An 18,314-nucleotide genomic window follows, 5' to 3' on the forward strand; every position below is an offset into this window, starting at 1 on the left:
GCGCACGCGCGGTATCATCCCATCCCGCCTTCTTCAGATACTTTCCTGGCTCTTTCCTGAGCCAACTACCCGGATTTGCACATGACCGCACCCCTGAACCCCGCCGTCGAAATCAAGGTCCTGGACACCCGCCTCAACGACTGGGGCCTGCCGGCCTACCAGAGCGACATGGCCGCCGCCATCGACCTGCACGCTTGCGTGGACGGCCCGGTCAGCATCGCCCCCGGCACCGCCGCGCAACTGGTGCCGGCCGGCATCGCCGTGCACATGGGCAATCCGTACATGGCCGCCACCATCGTGCCGCGTTCGGGCCTGGGACATAAGAAAGGTCTCGTGCTCGGCAATACGATCGGGGTGATCGACGCCGATTACCAAGGCCAAATCATGGTGAGTGTGTGGAATCGCAATGCGCCCGGCACCGAGCCGATCGTCATCCAGCCCGGCGAGCGCATCGCCCAGATGATGTTCGTGCCGGTGCTGCGGCCCGTATTCACGACCGTGACCGAGTTCTCGGCGGACACCGCCCGCGGCGCGGGCGGCTTCGGCTCGACCGGCGTGCATCACGCCAAGGCCGGCTGAGCGCCGAACCTGTAAGGCTCGATCAGGCCTGCGCGAAGATCAGCGCCACGCCGTTGGCGCTGGCCGCCGGGATCAGTGTGGCCTGCGGGCCAAGGTCCACGGTGGCAATCGACTGCGTGCCCCAGTAAGTGCGCGCTTTCGCCAGATCCGAGGTCCTGAGCCGGATCGCGGCATAGCCCGTCGATTCGGCGGTGATTTGTAGCGTACCCGTCACCTCGGCGAGCGCGTCGGCCGTCGAGATAACCAGTTCGGCGCCATCCACCGCGATGCGCGCGACGCGATCATCGGCGGCAATCAGCTTGCCGGCCGTGATCTCCACATAGGCGGCAGCCGCCGCCCCCACCTGCCCCGCTTCCACAACCAAGTAGGCTGCCTCGATGTCGGTGGCGCCGTTTGCGTGCGCCAGCCATTCCGGACGCCACAGCAGCTCGGGCGTGCGGTGCTCGCAGACGAAGTAACGCGCGCCGGGGGCCTCGTCGAGGGCCGTCACGCGGAAGGTGGCCGGATGCTCCGAACCATCGTCCAGCCGCACCGGCCGGGAGAATTCGATCGGATCGGATGTCTTGTAGCCCGCCGCACGCAGTCGTGCCGCCGTGGCAAACGCATCGCGGCTCTTGCAGGACATCGCCGCGCAACCGTCGCCGCGCTGCTGGGCGTCCCAGTAATACTGGCGGCTCGGGCTCGGCGCGGTCACGTGGAGCAGCTCGAGATAATCGCGCGCCAGCATGATGCAGTGGTTCTGCGAACCAAGCGTGTGATAGCCGCGCGGGGTCAATGTGAAGCCGAGTGCACGCCAATTGGCGGCAGCGGCATCAAGATCGCCGCAGACCACCACGGCGTGATCGAACGGTTCGGAGACAGCCGTCATCGCTTATTCGAACTGGATATTGGCCTTGCGGGCCACGGCCTGCCATTTGTCGTGCTCGTGCCGCACCAGGTTGCCGAGGTCCGCCGGCGTACCCACGGCGATCTCGAACCCCTGTGCCGACAGCGCCTCGACCACCTTGGGCTGACGGATCGATTCCGCCAACGCGTCGTGCAGTCGCATCACCGTGGCGGGCTGCATGCCGGCCGGGCCGAACACGCCGATCCACGAATAGGCCTCGAAGCCCTTGAAGCCCTGCTCGGCCACGGTCGGCACCTGCGGCAACTGGCGGATGCGGCTCGTACCAGTCACGCCAAGCACCTTGATGGTCTTGGCCGCGACGTGCGCCTGCACTGCCGCGAAGCTGCTGAAGAACACGTCCACCTCGCCCGCCAGCACGGCCTGCACGGCAGGGCCGCCGCCCTTGTAGGGCACGTGGAGGAACTGCACGCCGGCCTCGGTGGCCAGCGCCTCGGCGGCAAGCTGATTCAGGCTGCCGATGCCCGACGAGGCGTAGCGGATGCCGCCCGGCTTGGCCTTGGCCAGCTCGATCAATTCCTTGACGTTCGATGCACCCACGCCCGGGTTCGCGGCAATGACCAGCGGAAAACGCACCAACTGGGTAATCGGCGTGAAGTCTTTGAAGGTGTCGTACGGGAGGTTCTTGTACGCAAATGGGTTGATCGCGTGCGTATCGAACGCCATCAGCAGCGTCGTGCCGTCCGGCTTGGCGCGCGCCACGGTGCTGCTGGCGATCAGGCCGCCCGCGCCGGGCTTGTTGTCGACCACGACGGTCTGGCCGAGGCCAGTCTTCAGCCCCGGTTGCAGCTGGCGCGCGACGATGTCCACGCTGCCACCCGGTGGGAACGGCAACACCATCGCAATCGGCCGGTTGCCGATACCGGTGTCGGCATGGGTCACGGCAGCGAAGGACGCCAAGGACGCGGGCATGGCCCCCATCGGCAGCGTCTTGAGCAGCAGGCGGCGGAGCCGCGCGCGTTCGGGAGAAGACATCGATAACTCAGGCTGGGCGGTCAACCGACCGCGTACAAAAAAGAAAGGGCGGCACGCCGCCGCCCTCTATTTTGCCYGATGATCGCCCACGTTGCTGGCGCGGGCTTCGTTGATCGCCCAGAAATGGAACAATCCAGGAACAAACGGACCGGCACTGAGGCCGGCCCGCAACGCCTCGTCAGGTTCAGGCCTCGGCGCGCTGTTCGCTTTCCGGTGCCTCCGGCGGTTCCGGATCGGCCTCGGAGAACGTCAGCTTGATCTGATCGCCCTCGTCCAGGTCCACGACCACCTTGCCGCCGGTCACCAGCTTGCCGAACAGCAGTTCGTCGGCAAGTGCCTTGCGGATCATGTCCTGGATCAGGCGCTGCATCGGCCGCGCACCCATCAGCGGATCGAAGCCCTTCTTGGCCAGGAACTTGCGCAGGGTCTCGGTGAAGCTCGCTTCCACCTTCTTCTCGTGCAACTGCTCTTCCAGTTGCATCAGGAACTTGTCCACCACGCGCAGGATGATTTCCTCATCCAGCGAACGGAAGCTGATGGTCGCGTCCAGGCGGTTGCGGAACTCCGGCGTGAACATACGCTTGATGTCCGCCATCTCGTCGCCCTGCTCGCGCGCGCTCGTGAAGCCGATCGTGGCGCGGTTCATGGTCTCCGCCCCCGCGTTCGTGGTCATGATGATGATCACGTTGCGGAAGTCAGCGCGCCGGCCGTTGTTATCGGTCAGCGCCCCATGGTCCATCACCTGCAGCAGGATATTGAAAATATCCGGATGCGCCTTTTCGATCTCATCGAGCAGCAGCACGCAGTGCGGCTTCTTCGTCACCGCCTCGGTCAGCAAACCACCCTGATCGAAGCCGACATAGCCCGGAGGCGCACCGATCAGGCGGCTGACCGCGTGGCGCTCCATGTATTCGGACATGTCGAAGCGGAGCAACTCGATGCCCATGATGAAGGCGAGCTGCTTGGCGACTTCGGTCTTGCCGACGCCGGTCGGGCCCGAGAACAGGAACGAGCCGATCGGCTTGTCCGTCTTGCCCAGGCCAGCCCGCGACATCTTGATGGCCGACGACAGCGCCTCGATGGCCGGGTCTTGCCCGAACACCACCGACTTCAGGTCGCGATCCAGCGTCTGCAGCTTGCTGCGATCGTCCTGGTTCACGCTCTGCGGCGGGATCCGCGCGATGCGCGAGACGATGTCCTCGATCTCGCCCTTGCCAATGGTCTTCTTCTGCTTCGACTTCGGCAGGATGCGCTGCGCAGCACCTGCCTCATCGATCACATCAATCGCCTTGTCCGGCAGATGACGGTCGGTGATGAAGCGCGCCGACAGTTCGGCCGCAGCAGTCAGTGCCGCGGCGGCGTACTTCACGCCGTGGTGCTCTTCGAAGCGCGACTTCAGGCCACGCAGGATCTGCACGGTCTGGTCTACCGAGGGCTCGACCACGTCGATCTTCTGGAAACGACGCGACAAGGCCGCATCTTTCTCGAAAATGCCGCGATATTCGGTGAACGTGGTCGCACCGACGCACTTGAGCGCCCCAGACGACAGCGCCGGCTTGAGCAGGTTGCTGGCGTCCAGCGTGCCGCCCGAGGCGGCGCCTGCGCCGATCAGCGTGTGGATTTCGTCGATGAACAGGATCGCGTTCGGATTGTCCTTGAGCGACTTCAGCACGCCCTTCAGGCGTTGTTCGAAATCGCCCCGATACTTGGTGCCGGCCAGCAGCGCGCCCATGTCGAGCGAGTACACGACAGCCTTTTCCAGGATGTCAGGCACCTCGTTCTTGGTGATGCGCCACGCCAGACCCTCGGCGATGGCGGTCTTGCCCACGCCAGCCTCGCCCACCAGCAGCGGGTTGTTCTTGCGTCGGCGGCACAGCACCTGCACCACGCGCTCCACCTCGGAATCCCGGCCGATCAGCGGATCGATCTTGCCGGCCTTGGCCAGGGCGTTCAGGTTCTGGGTGTACTGCTCGAGCGGACTTTCCTTGCCGTCGCCACCCTCGCCCTCGGCATTACCCTCGCCGTGCTTGGCCGGCTCGGACTGGTCCTTGCGGATGCCGTGGCTGATGAAATTGACGACATCGAGGCGCGTCACTCCCTGCTGTTGCAGGTAGTAGACCGCATGTGAGTCCTTTTCGCCGAAGATAGCCACCAGAACATTGGCGCCAGTGACTTCCTTCTTGCCGTTGGACGTGGACTGCACGTGCATGATGGCGCGCTGGATCACACGCTGGAAGCCCAGCGTGGGTTGCGTGTCCACCTCGTCCGACCCCGGTACGACTGGGGTGTTATCGGCAATGAAGTTCTTCAGGCTGGTGCGCAAGTCCTCGATATTGGCTGCGCACGCGCGCAGCACTTCGGCTGCCGTCGGGTTGTCGAGCAACGCCAGCAGCAGGTGTTCCACGGTAATGAACTCGTGGCGCGCCTGGCGGGCTTCGACAAAAGCCATGTGCAGGCTTACTTCCAATTCTTGCGCAATCATGCTTCCTCCATCACGCACTGCAACGGGTGGCCCGCCTGCCGCGCATGGGTTGATACAAGCTCGACCTTGGTCGCCGCGATATCCCGCGTGTAGATACCGCAAACGCCCTTGCCTTCCCGGTGGACGGTGAGCATGATCTGCGTCGCCGTTTCCCGGTCCCTGCTGAAATACTGCTGCAGGATCATCACGACGAACTCCATCGGTGTGTAGTCGTCGTTGAGCAGGACCACCTTGTACATCGCCGGGGGTTTGAGCTGTTGCTCCTTCCGTTCGATGACGGTGCCTGTCTCGCGTTGTGGGGTATTCGCCAGCCGTGTCGCCATGGCTTTATTCTAACCCTTACTCACAAGTCTGCAATTTGGGGAAATGGCCACGTATTCAAGGGCCACACCTTCGGAAAGTTCCAACGTGTCCGAACGCACGGAAATGCCGCAAACGACTTACGCCGCACGTCCGTGGTGCACGGCGCGCCCGGCCTTCGGGCAGGCTGCACGCCTGTCGCAAAGGTACCATTCCGCGCCGTTTCAATCCCGCCACACCCTACGCCGAGTGGGGAATCTGCCAGCTTGACAGTATGGTGGTTTGCCAGAAAAATCGGTCGCACATCCAGGCCCGACCGGCGAGCCAAACGTACAAGGCCGGCCCGGATGATTCCGTGAGCAGGGAGGCCCACGACCGGCGTCGGCACGACGTTTTCCACCTGATTATCAGGCGGATCGCAATGTCTTGCCACGCGCTCCACAAGACCCGGCGATTCCACCGGCCGAATCCGACAAGGATCGGCCCGGCGGGCGCGCCGGCGTCATGCGGCTGGCCACAGGTTTCCCCGCTTGAAAATCTGTTTTTTCGTTGGGGGAGTTTATGGCTAGCGGTATCGTCAAATGGTTCAATGACGCCAAGGGTTTCGGTTTTATCAAGCCGGACGATGGCGAGGAAGAACTGTTTGCGCACTTTTCGGCAATCCAGATGGCGGGTTTCAAGACGCTGAAGGAAGGCCAGCGCGTGGAGTTCGAGGTGGTGCAGGGCCCTAAGGGCAAGCAGGCCACGAATATCCAGGACGCGCAGTAAAAGTCGCGCCGCGACCGTACGGGCCTCAGAGCCGCGGCGGTCAAACGGATGCGGGGGGACGCGCTCCCCCGGAACGGGATCCTGTGCCACGCTGGTCCGCCAGCGCGGCACGCTGCAGTAGCGGTTCACAAGCGACACGCCACGCATCCAACAAGAAGCCCGGTGAAAACCGGGCTTCTTGTTTTGCACGGTCGGCGCGGCATGCGTCAGCCAGTCCACCCCTCGATATTCAGCCCGCTGGACAGCTCGGCCGCCTCGCGGCTGACCTTGCGCACCGACTGCCCGAAACTCCAGACATGGCCCTCCGGATCGCGCGCCGAATAGACGCGATCGCCGTAGAACTGGTCTTCCGGCTCGCGCACGATCACCGCGCCGGCGGCGCGCGCCCGCTCGCAATGGTCGTCGAGACCGTCCGGCATGTGCACGTGCACCGCCTGCGTGTTCTTGCCGCCAACCGACGCCGGGCTGGCCGTGTAGTCGGCCCACTCGCTCCCCACCATCAGGTAACTGTCGCGATAGCGCATCTCCGAATGCACGAGATGGCCCTCCTTGTCGGTAATCACCATCACGCGCTCGAAGCCAAACGCGCGTTCGAGCCAGTCGAGCGCGGTCAGCGGATCCTTGTAGAAGAGCGCCGCCCCGAGCGCGCGTCTTCCAAACGGGTCATCCATGAAGGTCTCCTCGTAAAACACTGAGTTCTGATGTTGTAGCGGATGGCGAGGTCAATCGCCAGAAGGGACCATGTCGCGGTGCAATGCATATGGCGCGGCGGCATGCACATCGTGCATTTCTGAAAATACCGTCTTGACGTTCTGGTCCGGCACGCGAGCCGGTAGACTGCGCGCCGCGCCCCTCAGAAACGGAATTTCACATGAAACAGTTGCTGTCCGCCGCCCTCTTATCCACGTGCGCCTTGAGCGCGATTGCGGCAGCGCCGCATCACGCACCGTGGACCTACGAAAGCCCCGCCTGGGGCGACCTGGACGCCGAATACGCGACTTGCAAGCTCGGCAAGGAACAATCGCCGATTGACATCCGCGGTGCCGTGCCCGGCGGGTTCAAGCCGATCCACTTCGCGTACGCCGCCGGCAGCGCCAAGGTGCTCAACAACGGCCACACCATCGCCGTGCGGCCAGAGGGCGGCAGCAAGGCGCACCTGCCTTCGGGCGACTACGAACTCATCCAGTTCCACTTCCATACCCCGAGCGAAGAGGTCATCGACGGCAAGACCTATCCGATGGTCGCGCACATGGTCCATATGAACAGTACCGGGCAATTCGCCGTCGTGGCCGTGCTATTCGAGGAGGGCGGCGCCAATCCAATCATCGAACAGGTTTTCTCGTCCATCCCGGCCCACGGCGCCGAGCCGGTGAAACTGGCTGGCACGTTGAACCCGGAGGCACTGCTGCCGAAGGATCGCACCTATTTTGCCTACACCGGCAGCTTGACCACGCCGCCATGCAGCGAGGGCGTGCTGTGGCACGTGATAAAGCAGCCGGTAGGAATCTCGGCGGCGCAGATCGCGGCATTCAAGGCGCTTTATCCAATGAACGCCCGGCCGGTACAGCCGTTGAATGGGCGGACGATTGGATTGAGTCAGTAAGGGGTACCCGCAATCCAACAAAAAACCCCGGCGGCCTTTCAGCCACCGGGGTTTTGTCTTCGACTTCGGCCAGTGAGGCCGGAACCGCCCTTACATATTGTCGATCATCACCTGTCCGAACCCCGAGCAGGACACCTGCGTGGCGCCTTCCAGCAGCCGCGCGAAGTCGTAGGTCACCTTTTTCGACTGGATCGATTTTTCCATCGACCGGATGATCAGGTCGGCCGCTTCGGTCCAGCCCATGTGGCGCAGCATCATTTCTGCCGAGAGGATTTCCGAGCCTGGATTCACATAATCCTTGCCGGCATATTTCGGCGCAGTGCCGTGGGTGGCTTCGAACATGGCCACGGTGTCGGACATGTTCGCGCCCGGCGCAATGCCGATGCCGCCCACCTGGGCCGCCAGCGCGTCAGAGACATAATCGCCGTTCAGGTTCAGCGTGGCGATGACCGAATACTCGGCCGGACGCAGCAGGATCTGCTGCAGGAAGGCATCGGCAATCGCGTCCTTGATGACGATATCGCGGCCCGTCTTCGGATTCTTCAGCTTGCACCACGGGCCGCCGTCGACCAGCTCCGCGCCGAATTCCTGCAGCGCCAGCTCATAGCCCCAGTCACGGAAGCCACCCTCGGTGAACTTCATGATGTTGCCCTTGTGCACCAGCGTGACCGACGGCTTGTCGTTGTCGATTGCATACTGGATCGCCTTGCGCACCAGCCGCTGCGTGCCCTCGCGCGAAACCGGCTTCACGCCGATGCCCGACGTCTCCGGGAATCGGATTTTCTTGACGCCCATCTCGTCCTGCAGGAACTTGATCAGCTTCTTGGCGCCTTCGCTGCCAGCCTCCCACTCGATGCCGGCATAGATATCTTCCGAATTCTCACGGAAGATCACCATGTCGATCTTCTCCGGCTCGCGCACCGGCGAGGGCACGCCCTTGAAGTAGCGTACCGGGCGCAGGCAGACGTAAAGGTCGAGCTGCTGGCGCAGCGCCACGTTCAGGGAGCGGATGCCGCCGCCCACCGGCGTGGTCAGCGGACCCTTGATCGACACCACGTAGTCCTTCACCACATGCAACGTCTCGTCCGGCAGCCACACGTCGGGGCCATAGAGGCGCGTGGACTTCTCGCCGGCGTAGATCTCCATCCAGGCCAGCTTGCGCTTGCCGCCGTAGGCCTTCTCCACGGCCGCGTCCACCACCTTGAGCATCACCGGGGTGATATCCACACCCGTGCCGTCGCCCTCGATATACGGAATGATGGGATTGTCCGGCACGTTGAGCGAGGAGTCGGCGTTGACCGTGATCTTCTCGCCTGCCGGGACCTTGATGTGCTGGTACATGAACGTCTCCACTTGCGGGTTGTGTCCGCTGCCCGGCCGGTGCCCGGCAACGCCAATGCGTGACTGATGCGAGGCATTGTAGAGGGGAAGCCCGCCTCGCTGCTCGGTTCGCATGGATATTGTCAAATGAGTCTTATATAAGACATAAGACTAGTCTTATTATTATGCAACATGGATTTGGGATTCGCCAAATCGGGCCGCTGTCCGCAGTCCGCCCGCGCTGGCATACTTCGCGCCCATGACCTTGATTGCCCTGAACAAGCCGTTCAACACGATGAGCCAGTTCTCCGCGCACCCTACGCGGCCGACGCTGGCCGACTGCGTGCGCGTGCCCGGCGTCTATCCGGCCGGCCGGCTGGATGCCGACAGCGAGGGCCTGCTGCTGCTGACCGATGATGGCGCGCTCCAGGCCCGCATCGCGGACCCGCACCACAAGCTGGCCAAGACCTACCTGGCGCAGGTCGAAGGGGTGCCCGATGCCGCCGCGCTGGCCACGCTGCGCGCCGGCGTCGATCTTGGCGATTTCCGCACGCTGCCTGCCTCGGCGCGCATCATCGACGAACCCAACTGGCTCTGGACCCGCGATCCGCCAATCCGGTTCCGCGCGGCCATCCCCACCACCTGGGTGGAATTGCAGATCCGCGAGGGCAAGAATCGCCAGGTCAGGCGGATGACCGCCGCCGTGGGGTTTCCCACGCTGCGGCTGGTGCGCGTCGGCATCGGCGCGCTGGCCTTGCCCGAGCTGGGACTGGCGCCTGGCGGCTGGTGCGAGATCGACCCGGCCGTGCTCGGCCTGCCGCAGTCGTCGCCAAGGCCATCCCCTCGCCCGCAGGCTCGTCCACCGGTAAGGCGCCGTTACAAATAGTGACAAGCGCGACGTCAACGGCGCGATTGCGCGCGCCGTTTCAGAGGGCAGACGGGACAGCCACGGTCCCGTCGATTTCCCTACGCAGAACCCACTTTGAGGTACTCGCAATGAAAAAACTGATCGCTGCCCTGGTTGTCGGACTGTTCGCCACTGGTGCGTTTGCCCAGGCTCCGGCCGCTCCCGCCACGGACGCTGCACCGGCCGCCAAGGAAGCCACCAAGCCCGCGAAGACCAGCAAGAAAAAGCACACGAAGCACGCCTCCACCAAGAAGGCAGCTTCGGCAACCACCACCCAGTAAGGGCGGTGCTGCGGCGGCCCGGCGCAAGCCCGGCGCGCCGCCCCTCGGAAAGGCAGGCGCGCATCGGCGGCCTGCCTTTTTTCTTGCGCCGATGTGTCCGCGCAAGCGCGGTGGCGCCGGGCTGCGCTATGCTCTCGGCGGTCGAACATCCAAATCCTCTCCCAAGCCATGCAACTCGTGCCCAAGATTCTGCTGGCCGCCGGCGCCGCCGCGCTGACGTCCTTCGCCAGCCTCGCCCAGGCGCAGGCCGCGCTGCCCGTGATCCCGCTGACGGCCGGCATGTATGCCATCCAGGCCGAAGTGGCCGCCTCCCCGGAGGCGCGCGAGCGTGGCCTGATGTATCGCAAGACCATGCCCGCCAACGCTGGCATGCTGTTCGTCTTCGATGAGAAGGCGGGTCACTGCTTCTGGATGAAGAACACGAACCTGCCGCTCTCGATCGCCTTCCTGGCCGACGACGGCAGCATCGTGAACATCGAGGACATGGCCCCGCAGAGCGAGGACAACCACTGCCCGCGCGCGGCGGTGCGCTATGCGCTCGAGATGAACAAGGGATGGTTCGCGCAGAAGGGCATCAAGCCGGGCGCGAAGATTGGCGGCCTGCCGCAGCAGGCGCGGCAGGCGCAATAAGACAGGTCTCGGCGCGGCGCAGGCCGCCGCGCCGGCGGGCGCTTAGTCGCGGAAGTTGTTGAAGTCCAGCGGCGCGTCGGAAACATCCTTGCGCAGCAGCGCGATCACCGACTGCAGGTCGTCGCGCTTGGTGCCGGAGACGCGCACGGCGTCGCCCTGGATGCTGGCCTGCACCTTGATCTTGCTGTCCTTGATCATGCGGACGATCTTCTTGGCCAGGTCGCCAGTCACGCCCTTCTTGATCGTGATGACCTGCTTGAGCTTGTCGCCGCTCATCTTCTCGGTCTTGCCGTAGTCGAGGAAGCGCACGTCCACGTTGCGCTTGGCCATCTTGTTGATGAGTACGTCCTTGACCTGGCCGAGCTTGAAGTCATCGTCGGCAAACGCGGTCAGCTCGCCTTCCTTCTGCTCCACACGGGCGTCGGAGCCCTTGAAGTCGAAGCGCGTGGAAATTTCCTTGTTGGACTGCTCCACGGCGTTCTTCACTTCCACCATATTGGCTTCACACACTACGTCGAACGACGGCATTTTCGATTCTCCTACGTATAATCGGGCCTACCCCGCAGTCCGGGTCGCCCGCCGCGGCGGCCGCAAACCCTTCCCTTGATGGCAGATTTCCACGAATTCTATCCCCTGCGCCGGCACAATACATTCGGTTTCGATGTCCGGGCGCGCCTCGCGGCCCACATTCGCTCCGAAGCCGACCTGCTGGCCGCGCTGGCCGACCCGCGCGCGCAGGGCCTGCCGCTGGTGGTGCTGGGCGGCGGCAGCAACGTGGTGCTGACTGGCGACCTCGACGCGCTGGTGCTGCTGATGGAAATTCCCGGCTACGCGGTGGCGGAAGACGGCGCCGACTGGCTGGTCACCGCCGGCGCCGGCGAGAACTGGCACGGGCTGGTGGGCCGCACCATCGCGGACGGCCACCCCGGGCTGGAAAACCTCGCCCTGATCCCCGGCACGGCCGGCGCGGCGCCGATCCAGAACATCGGCGCCTATGGGGTGGAGTTGCGCGAGCGCTTCGCCAGCCTGCGCGCCTATGACCGCCGGACTGGCGCCTTCGTCACCCTGGACCGCGAACAGTGCGCATTCGGCTACCGGGACAGCCTGTTCAAGCGCGAGGGGCGCGAGCGCTACCTGATCACCGCCGTCACGCTGCGCCTGCCGAAGGCGTGGGTGCCGGTGCTCAACTATGGCGAACTGGCGCGCGAGTTGGACCCCGTGGCGGCGCCCGATGCGGCCCGGGTCCGCGATGCCGTGGTGGCCATTCGCTCGCGCAAGCTGCCGGACCCGGCCCAGATCGGCAACGCTGGCAGTTTCTTCAAGAATCCTGTGGTCGATGCCGCGCTGCGCAACGCGCTGCTGGCCGCGCACCCGTCGCTGGTCAGTTATCCACAGCCCGATGGCGGCTACAAGCTCGCGGCGGGCTGGCTGATCGATCAGTGCGGGTTCAAGGGGTTGGACGACGGCCCGGTGGGCGTCTACGGCAAACAGGCGCTGGTGCTGGTACACCACGGCGGCGGCACGGGTGCCGCGCTGCTGAAGCTGGCGGACCGCATCGTCGATACGGTCCAGGCGCGTTTCGGCGTGCGGATCGAGCCGGAGCCGGTGATCCTCTGAGGCCGCTGCGCGGCCCCCTCACCCCGGCAAATCAGCCAAAGTGGCAGACGTAGTCCAGCGTCTCGGTCACTTCGATATCGAAATTGCTGTTGCCTGGCACGTCGAACTGCTGGCCCGCAGCATAGGTCTTCCACTCCTCTGAACCGGCCAGACGCACGCGGCAGCTACCGCCGTTGATCTCCATGATCTCCGGCGCGCCGGTGTTGAAGTTCAGCGTGGCCGGGAAGATCACGCCCAGCGTCTTGCGCGTGCCATCGGGAAACACCACCGTGTGGCTCACGCACTTGCCGTCGAAGTACAGGTTGGCCTTCTTGACGACGGAAACATTGTCGAACTGACTCATTTGTTCATTCTCCTCAGGGATTTGGACGTAAAAACGGGGCCCTTGCAGGCCCCATTTCGTCGGGTGTGGCGCGGTGTTCAGTAGCGGCCGCAGAGCAGGAATTCCATCAGCGCCTTCTGCACGTGGAGGCGGTTCTCGGCTTCCTCCCAGACCACGCTGCGCGGGCCGTCGATGACCGCCGCTTCCACTTCCTCGCCACGGTGGGCGGGCAGGCAGTGCATGAACAGCGCGTCATCGGTGGCGCGGTCCATCATCGCCGTGGTCACCATCCAGTCCTGGAACGCGCGCTTGCGCACGTCGTTCTCGGCCTCGAAGCCCATGCTGGTCCAGACATCGGTGGTCACCAGGTGCGCGCCCTGGCAGGCATCGAGCGGATTATCGAACACCTTGACGAGGTGTGCGGCCGTGGCCGGCACCATGGCCGGATCGAGCTGGTATCCCGGCGGCGCCGAGAAATGGAACGTGAAACCCAGGCGCTCGGCGGCCTGGATCCAGGTGTACGCCATGTTGTTGGCATCGCCGATCCACGCCACCGTCTTGCCGGCAATGCTGCCGCGCTGCTCGATGTAGGTGAAGATATCGGCCAGCACCTGGCACGGGTGGTATTCGTTGGTGAGCCCGTTGATGACCGGCACGCGCGAATGCGCGGCAAAACGCTCCAGGATCTCCTGGCCGAACGTGCGGATCATGATGATGTCGACCATGCGCGAGATCACCTGCGCGGCGTCCTCGATCGGCTCGCCGCGGCCCAGCTGGGAGTCACGCGTGTTCAGGAACACCGCATGGCCGCCGAGCTGGTGGATGCCGGCTTCGAACGACAGGCGCGTGCGCGTGGAATTCTTCTCGAAGATCATGGCCAGCGTGCGGTCGTGCAGCGGGTGCCATGTCTCGTAGTTCTTGAACTTGGCCTTGAGGATCCGCGCGCGGTCCAGCAGGTATTCGTACTCTTCGGGTCCGAAATCGCTGAACTGGAGGTAATGCTTGATCGGGGTTGGGCTCATAAAACAAAGAAGGCGGCTCGATCAGGACACGCAACCCGGAAGCCGGTACTGGCTGTCCCTGAGGGTCGGAGCGTGTCGCGGAGCCGCCTTTCGCGTCGCTTACGCAATGTAATTGCAAGAATCATAAGGGATTATTCCAGCTTTGGCGAGCCCGGGCAGATCAGCCCGCATGCTCGCGCTGACAGCTTCCCGACAGGATTCGCCCCTATGCGCAGGTCTTATATAAGATATAATACTGGCTGATTCACGCGGGGCCCCGGCATACCCATGCCACCGCCCGCCGTCGGCATCAAAAGTGCCCCCGCAGACAAAGCGCCCCGCTCTCCCATCCGGATGCGTGCGAACCAATCGCCGGCCGGACACGTCAAACGGGCGCCCGTCCAGCGGGTTTACCGTCGAGTCACCGTCTTATCCCCGCAGTCCCATGACCACCCCCAACGTTCGCGAATACTTCATCCAAGGCGTCACCAAGGAAGGCAAGACCTTTCGACCGAGCGATTGGGCGGAGCGGCTGTGCGGCGTGATGGCGCAATTTCGCCCCGAGGGCGACACTGGCGATCCCCGCCTGACCTACTCGCCCTATGTGCGGCCCGTGATCGTGGCCGGCGTGAAGAACGTGGTGGTCGACACCCGCCTGCGCGACATCGAGCCGAAGGCGCTCGACTTCGTCCTCAACTTCGCCCGCGACAACAACCTCCAGGTGGTGGAAGCCTGCTTCCTGAACGACTGAAGATCCCTGCCCGGCCCGGACACTCGGGCCAAGCTGGCGTCAGAACGCAAAAAAGCTCGTCGCATTGACGAGCTTTTTTCATGCCGGACCGATGCCGATCCGGCGCACTGCGGTACCACTCGGACTGCTACAGGACCGCCGGAGCGGCCCGTGTGGCAATCAGGCAGCCATCGACTTGATGGCAGCCGACAGGCGCGACTTGTGACGTGCAGCCTTGTTCTTGTGCACGATCTTCTTGTCGGCGATGCTGTCGATCACGGTCTGCGACTGCTTGAAGATCTCGGCAGCGGCGGCCTTGTCACCAGCGTTGATTGCCTTGCGAACGGCCTTGACGGCGGTGCGCAGACGCGAACGCAGGCTCGAGTTGTGAGCGTTCTGGGCGACGGCCTGGCGCGCGCGCTTGCGGGCTTGTGCGGAATTTGCCATGTAATTTCTTCCTGAATTCAGAATGCGCGCCCGGGGCGACGCAATAATTTGGGACGCAACAATTAAGTCACATCGTGCGACCCGGGATGCTCTGACACACGAATCCGGAACGCGACTGTCCTTTGCGAATCGGCGATTATACACACATGCCGGCACGGTGGGCAAGACCGATACGCACCTGCCGCATCCTGGGCGTGCCGCGCGGCCCGATCCGTATAATAGCCGCCACATTCCCAGCCGGCCCCCGCCTCATACGTGGCGCCGCAGCAACTTTCACGGCCCATCTTGAACCTGCTCAAAGCGCTCGCCACCATCAGCAGCCTGACCATGCTCTCCCGCATCACGGGGCTGGTGCGCGAAATCCTGATTGCCCGGGCCTTCGGCGCCTCGGACATGACCGACGCCTTCAATGTGGCGTTTCGTATACCTAACCTGCTGCGCCGGGTCTTTGCCGAGGGCGCATTCTCGCAGGCTTTCGTGCCGATCCTGAACGAATACCACGGCAAGCGCGGGCCGGACGAGACCCGCCACCTGATCGACGCGGTGGCCACGGTGATGTCCTGGGTGCTCGTGGCGGTGTCCGTGCTGGGCGTGATCGGCGCCCCGGTGGTGATGACGGTGGTGGCCACCGGCTTCCGGGGCGACTCCGAGACCTACAACTCGGCAGTGTTCATGACGCGCGTCATGTTCCCGTACATCGGCCTGATCTCGATGGTGGCGCTGGCGTCGGGCATCCTCAATACCTGGCGCAACTTCGCCGTGCCGGCCTTCACCCCGGTGCTGCTGAACCTTTGCCTGATCGTGGCGGCGCTGTTCGTCGGCCCGCACATGAGCCAGCCGATCTATGCCCAGGCCTGGGGCGTGCTGGCGGGCGGCGTGCTCCAGCTCGTCATCCAGGTGCCGGCGCTGCGCCGGCTCGGCGTGATGCCGCGGCTCTCGTTCAACCTGCGCGCGGCCTGGTCGGACGCCGGCGTGCGGCGCGTGATCCGTCAGATGCTGCCGGCGCTGCTGGCCGTGTCGGTGGCGCAGATCAGCCTGATCATCAACACGAATATCGCCTCGCACCTGGCCGCCGGCAGCGTCTCGTACCTGACCTATGCGGACCGCCTGATGGAATTCCCGACCGCGCTGCTGGGCGTGGCGCTGGGCACCATCCTGCTGCCGAGCCTCTCGCGCGCCAGCGCCACGGACGACCGCGAGGAGTACTCGGGCCTGCTCGACTGGGGCCTGCGCCTGACCTTCCTGCTGGCCGTGCCCGCCGCCGTGGGCCTGTTCGTGTTCGGCACGCCGCTGACGGCCGTACTGTTCCACTATGGCAAGTTCGACGCCCACGCGGTGGAAATGACGCGCCAGGCGCTGGTGTCGTACGGCACCGGCCTGGTGGCGCTGATCCTGATCAAGATCCTGACGCCGGGCTTCTACGCGCGGCAGGACATCCGCACGCCGGTGAAGATCGCGCTGCTGGTGCTGGTCATCACGCAGGCGTCGAACTACGTCTTCGTGCCGCTGCTGGGCCACGCCGGGCTGGCGCTGTCGATCAGCTTCGGCGCCACCGTCAACGCCCTGCTGCTGTTCTTCGGCCTGCGCCGGCGCGGCTTCTACCGGCCGGCCCCGGGCTGGGGCCTGTTTCTCGCCCGGCTGCTCGCGGCGGTGCTGATCCTGGCGGGCATGCTGCTGTGGTTCGCCCGGAACTTCGACTGGGTGGCGATGGGCGCCACGCCGCTTGCGCGCATCGCGCTGATGGCGTCGTGCCTGGTACTTGCGGCGGTGGTCTACTTCGGTACACTGTGGATCATGGGGCTGCGTTACGCCGCCTTCCGGCGCCGCGCCGGCTAGTCAGGAACCCGCAATGACATCCACGAAAGTCCTGGATTACTTCGCCAGCCTCGTGGCCGACGAAAACGGCATCCCGCTGACGGAAACCACGCTCTCCATCGCCCAGGACGCGTACCCGGACCTCGACCTCCAAGCCGAACTGGCCTCCCTCGACGTACTCGCGCTGCGGCTCAAGCGGCGGATTGCCGAGGGCACGCCCGCCATCCAGCGCCTGCGCCTGCTCAATCATTTCTTCTACCGCGATCTCGGTTTCGGCGCCAACGCCAACGACTACTACGATCCGGACAATTCCTACCTGAACGTGGTGCTGCGCCAGCGGCGCGGCATTCCGATCACGCTGGCGGTGCTCTATATGGAGTTGGGGCAGCAGATTGGGCTGCCGCTGAAGGGCGTGTCGTTCCCGAATCATTTCCTCGTGCGCATGACCATCCCCGCCGGCGAGGTGGTGCTGGACCCGCTCACCGGGGAGACGCTGTCGAAGGAGCAGTTGCAGGAGATGCTGGACCCCTACCTCGAACGGGAGGGGATTTCGGACCCTAACCAGGTGCCGCTGGGGCTGTTCCTGCAGGTGGCGAGCCACCGCGAGATCGTCGCCCGCCTGCTGCGCAACCTGAAGGCGATCTACCTGCAGGAATCGCGCTGGCAACGGCTGCTGGCGGTGCAGAACCGCCTGGTGATCCTGTTGCCGAATTCGATCGAGGAAGTGCGCGATCGGGGGCTGGCGTATGCCAACCTGGAGTGCTTCCGGCCGGCGCTGGAGGACCTGGAAGCCTACGTCCAGGCCCGTCCCGATGCGGCCGATACGACCCAGATCCGCGACCGCATGCCGGCGCTGCGGATGATGAGCCGGAGCCTCAGCTAATCGCTGGGCTCATCCCCATCAGTCCTTGAGATCCGCACGGGTGCGCGGCTTGCCGCGTACCAGCTTCCACAGCCCGCCCAGCACCAGCGGCACCACCGCCGCGCCAATGCCCGCCAGCACGATCAGGTTCAGGTACTGCTTGATGAAGGGCAGATTGCCGAAGAAGTAGCCGGCGAACACCAGTCCGCAGACCCAGGCCACCGCGCCAAGCACGTTGAACATCTGGAAGCGCGCGAACGTCATCTGCGACACCCCCGCCACGAACGGCGCGAAAGTCCGCACGATCGGGATGAAACGCGCCATCACCAGCGTCTTGCCACCGTGGCGCTCGTAGAAGTCGTGCGTCTTGCGCAGCGCCTTCTGGTCCAGGAAGCGCCATTGGTGGTCGAACACCTTCGGCCCGATCCAGCTCCCCACGAAGTAGTTGACCGTGTTGCCCGTGATCGCGGCCACCAACAGCAGGCCGCAAAGCACCCACTCGTTCATCGCGCCGGTGGCGCACATGGCGCCGGCAATGAACAGCAGGGAGTCGCCGGGCAGGAACGGCAGCACCACCAGGCCGGTCTCGGCGAAGACGATGGCGAACAGGATGCCGTACACCCAGACGCCATAGTCCTGAACGAACTGGCCGAGGAATTTGTCGATGTGCAGGACCATGTCCAGCAGTTGCAATACGGTGTCCAAACTGATCCCCTAGAAGAAGGTCCCCATGATACAAGAGCCGCCGGGCGCGTCCGTCACCCGGGCGGC

The 18,314-nt window shown here is 64.5% G+C and carries 21 protein-coding genes; 10 read left to right on the forward strand and 11 right to left on the reverse strand.

The window, feature by feature from the left end; genetic code table 11:
• The first annotated feature begins 81 nt into the window (after positions 1 to 81).
• The gene (gene dut, locus AC1DP9_RS24030; protein WP_092300984.1) at positions 82 to 579 is read left to right on the forward strand and encodes a dUTP diphosphatase; all 498 of its coding nucleotides are present in this window, start codon (positions 82 to 84) and stop codon (positions 577 to 579) included.
• 22 nt (positions 580 to 601) lie between these two features.
• Here dut and AC1DP9_RS24035 read toward each other — a convergent pair whose 3' ends face one another.
• The 4 genes from AC1DP9_RS24035 to clpS form a co-directional block, all read right to left on the reverse strand.
• Positions 602 to 1,447, reverse strand: a complete 846-nt coding sequence (locus AC1DP9_RS24035) for a VOC family protein (RefSeq protein ID WP_477108682.1) — start codon at positions 1,445 to 1,447, stop codon at positions 602 to 604.
• 3 nt (positions 1,448 to 1,450) lie between these two features.
• Positions 1,451 to 2,458 (reverse strand): tripartite tricarboxylate transporter substrate binding protein, encoded by a 1,008-nt coding sequence (locus AC1DP9_RS24040; RefSeq protein ID WP_092300991.1) that lies wholly within the window; start codon positions 2,456 to 2,458, stop codon positions 1,451 to 1,453.
• Positions 2,459 to 2,642: 184 nt separating this feature from the next.
• The gene (gene clpA, locus AC1DP9_RS24045) at positions 2,643 to 4,940 is read right to left on the reverse strand and encodes an ATP-dependent Clp protease ATP-binding subunit ClpA (protein WP_092300994.1); all 2,298 of its coding nucleotides are present in this window, start codon (positions 4,938 to 4,940) and stop codon (positions 2,643 to 2,645) included.
• Positions 4,937 to 5,263, reverse strand: coding sequence for an ATP-dependent Clp protease adapter ClpS (clpS, locus tag AC1DP9_RS24050; protein WP_008644942.1), 327 nt, complete (start codon positions 5,261 to 5,263; stop codon positions 4,937 to 4,939). The genes clpA and clpS overlap by 4 nt, the downstream gene beginning before the upstream one ends.
• A gap of 538 nt (positions 5,264 to 5,801) precedes the next feature.
• Between clpS and AC1DP9_RS24055 the strand changes: the two genes are divergently transcribed.
• Positions 5,802 to 6,008: a cold-shock protein gene (locus tag AC1DP9_RS24055; protein WP_092300996.1), complete on the forward strand. Its 207-nt coding sequence runs from the start codon at positions 5,802 to 5,804 to the stop codon at positions 6,006 to 6,008.
• Between the two features lie 206 nt (positions 6,009 to 6,214).
• Here AC1DP9_RS24055 and AC1DP9_RS24060 read toward each other — a convergent pair whose 3' ends face one another.
• Positions 6,215 to 6,679, reverse strand: coding sequence for a VOC family protein (locus AC1DP9_RS24060; protein ID WP_092300999.1), 465 nt, complete (start codon positions 6,677 to 6,679; stop codon positions 6,215 to 6,217).
• Positions 6,680 to 6,879: 200 nt separating this feature from the next.
• On the opposite strand from AC1DP9_RS24060, the gene AC1DP9_RS24065 reads away from it, so the two are divergent.
• Positions 6,880 to 7,611, forward strand: a complete 732-nt coding sequence (locus tag AC1DP9_RS24065; RefSeq protein ID WP_477108683.1) for a carbonic anhydrase — start codon at positions 6,880 to 6,882, stop codon at positions 7,609 to 7,611.
• Positions 7,612 to 7,701: 90 nt separating this feature from the next.
• Here the strand turns inward: AC1DP9_RS24065 and icd are convergent, their stop codons facing one another.
• On the reverse strand, positions 7,702 to 8,952 hold the full coding sequence (icd, locus tag AC1DP9_RS24070; protein WP_477108684.1) for an NADP-dependent isocitrate dehydrogenase: 1,251 nt from the start codon (positions 8,950 to 8,952) through the stop codon (positions 7,702 to 7,704).
• A 238-nt stretch (positions 8,953 to 9,190) separates the two neighbouring features.
• Here icd and AC1DP9_RS24075 point away from each other — a divergent pair, with 238 nt between their 5' ends.
• The 3 genes from AC1DP9_RS24075 (at position 9,191) to AC1DP9_RS24085 (ending at position 10,749) form a co-directional block, all read left to right on the forward strand.
• Positions 9,191 to 9,817 carry a pseudouridine synthase gene (locus tag AC1DP9_RS24075; protein WP_477108685.1) on the forward strand — a complete coding sequence of 209 codons (627 nt, stop codon included), beginning with the start codon at positions 9,191 to 9,193 and terminating at the stop codon, positions 9,815 to 9,817.
• A gap of 110 nt (positions 9,818 to 9,927) precedes the next feature.
• Complete coding sequence (locus AC1DP9_RS24080) at positions 9,928 to 10,119, forward strand: hypothetical protein (RefSeq protein WP_092301011.1); 192 nt, start codon at positions 9,928 to 9,930, stop codon at positions 10,117 to 10,119.
• 168 nt (positions 10,120 to 10,287) lie between these two features.
• Positions 10,288 to 10,749 carry a DUF192 domain-containing protein gene (locus AC1DP9_RS24085; RefSeq protein WP_092301014.1) on the forward strand — a complete coding sequence of 154 codons (462 nt, stop codon included), beginning with the start codon at positions 10,288 to 10,290 and terminating at the stop codon, positions 10,747 to 10,749.
• A 42-nt stretch (positions 10,750 to 10,791) separates the two neighbouring features.
• On the opposite strand, the gene AC1DP9_RS24090 is transcribed toward AC1DP9_RS24085, so the two are convergent.
• Entirely contained in the window at positions 10,792 to 11,277 is a 486-nt protein-coding gene (locus tag AC1DP9_RS24090) for a YajQ family cyclic di-GMP-binding protein (RefSeq protein WP_092301017.1), read from the reverse strand.
• 78 nt (positions 11,278 to 11,355) lie between these two features.
• On the opposite strand from AC1DP9_RS24090, the gene murB reads away from it, so the two are divergent.
• On the forward strand, positions 11,356 to 12,366 hold the full coding sequence (gene murB / locus AC1DP9_RS24095) for a UDP-N-acetylmuramate dehydrogenase (protein WP_477108686.1): 1,011 nt from the start codon (positions 11,356 to 11,358) through the stop codon (positions 12,364 to 12,366).
• A 31-nt stretch (positions 12,367 to 12,397) separates the two neighbouring features.
• Here murB and ppnP read toward each other — a convergent pair whose 3' ends face one another.
• Both ppnP and argF read right to left on the reverse strand, forming a co-directional pair.
• Entirely contained in the window at positions 12,398 to 12,709 is a 312-nt protein-coding gene (gene ppnP, locus AC1DP9_RS24100; RefSeq protein WP_441592300.1) for a pyrimidine/purine nucleoside phosphorylase, read from the reverse strand.
• Positions 12,710 to 12,786: 77 nt separating this feature from the next.
• A complete protein-coding gene (gene argF, locus AC1DP9_RS24105) occupies positions 12,787 to 13,710 on the reverse strand; it encodes an ornithine carbamoyltransferase (protein WP_092301026.1) in 924 nt (307 codons plus the stop codon).
• 424 nt (positions 13,711 to 14,134) lie between these two features.
• On the opposite strand from argF, the gene AC1DP9_RS24110 reads away from it, so the two are divergent.
• Positions 14,135 to 14,440: a DUF3579 domain-containing protein gene (locus tag AC1DP9_RS24110; RefSeq protein ID WP_092301029.1), complete on the forward strand. Its 306-nt coding sequence runs from the start codon at positions 14,135 to 14,137 to the stop codon at positions 14,438 to 14,440.
• 159 nt (positions 14,441 to 14,599) lie between these two features.
• Here AC1DP9_RS24110 and rpsT read toward each other — a convergent pair whose 3' ends face one another.
• Entirely contained in the window at positions 14,600 to 14,866 is a 267-nt protein-coding gene (rpsT, locus tag AC1DP9_RS24115; protein WP_092301032.1) for a 30S ribosomal protein S20, read from the reverse strand.
• 285 nt (positions 14,867 to 15,151) lie between these two features.
• Here rpsT and murJ point away from each other — a divergent pair, with 285 nt between their 5' ends.
• Positions 15,152 to 16,702: a murein biosynthesis integral membrane protein MurJ gene (murJ, locus tag AC1DP9_RS24120; protein ID WP_477108687.1), complete on the forward strand. Its 1,551-nt coding sequence runs from the start codon at positions 15,152 to 15,154 to the stop codon at positions 16,700 to 16,702.
• Between the two features lie 13 nt (positions 16,703 to 16,715).
• On the forward strand, positions 16,716 to 17,564 hold the full coding sequence (locus tag AC1DP9_RS24125; protein WP_477108688.1) for a SirB1 family protein: 849 nt from the start codon (positions 16,716 to 16,718) through the stop codon (positions 17,562 to 17,564).
• Between the two features lie 18 nt (positions 17,565 to 17,582).
• Here the strand turns inward: AC1DP9_RS24125 and AC1DP9_RS24130 are convergent, their stop codons facing one another.
• Positions 17,583 to 18,248, reverse strand: a complete 666-nt coding sequence (locus tag AC1DP9_RS24130) for a VTT domain-containing protein (protein ID WP_092301041.1) — start codon at positions 18,246 to 18,248, stop codon at positions 17,583 to 17,585.
• Between the last annotated feature and the right edge of the window lie 66 nt (positions 18,249 to 18,314).

This window comes from Cupriavidus sp. 01L43, assembly GCF_056399925.1.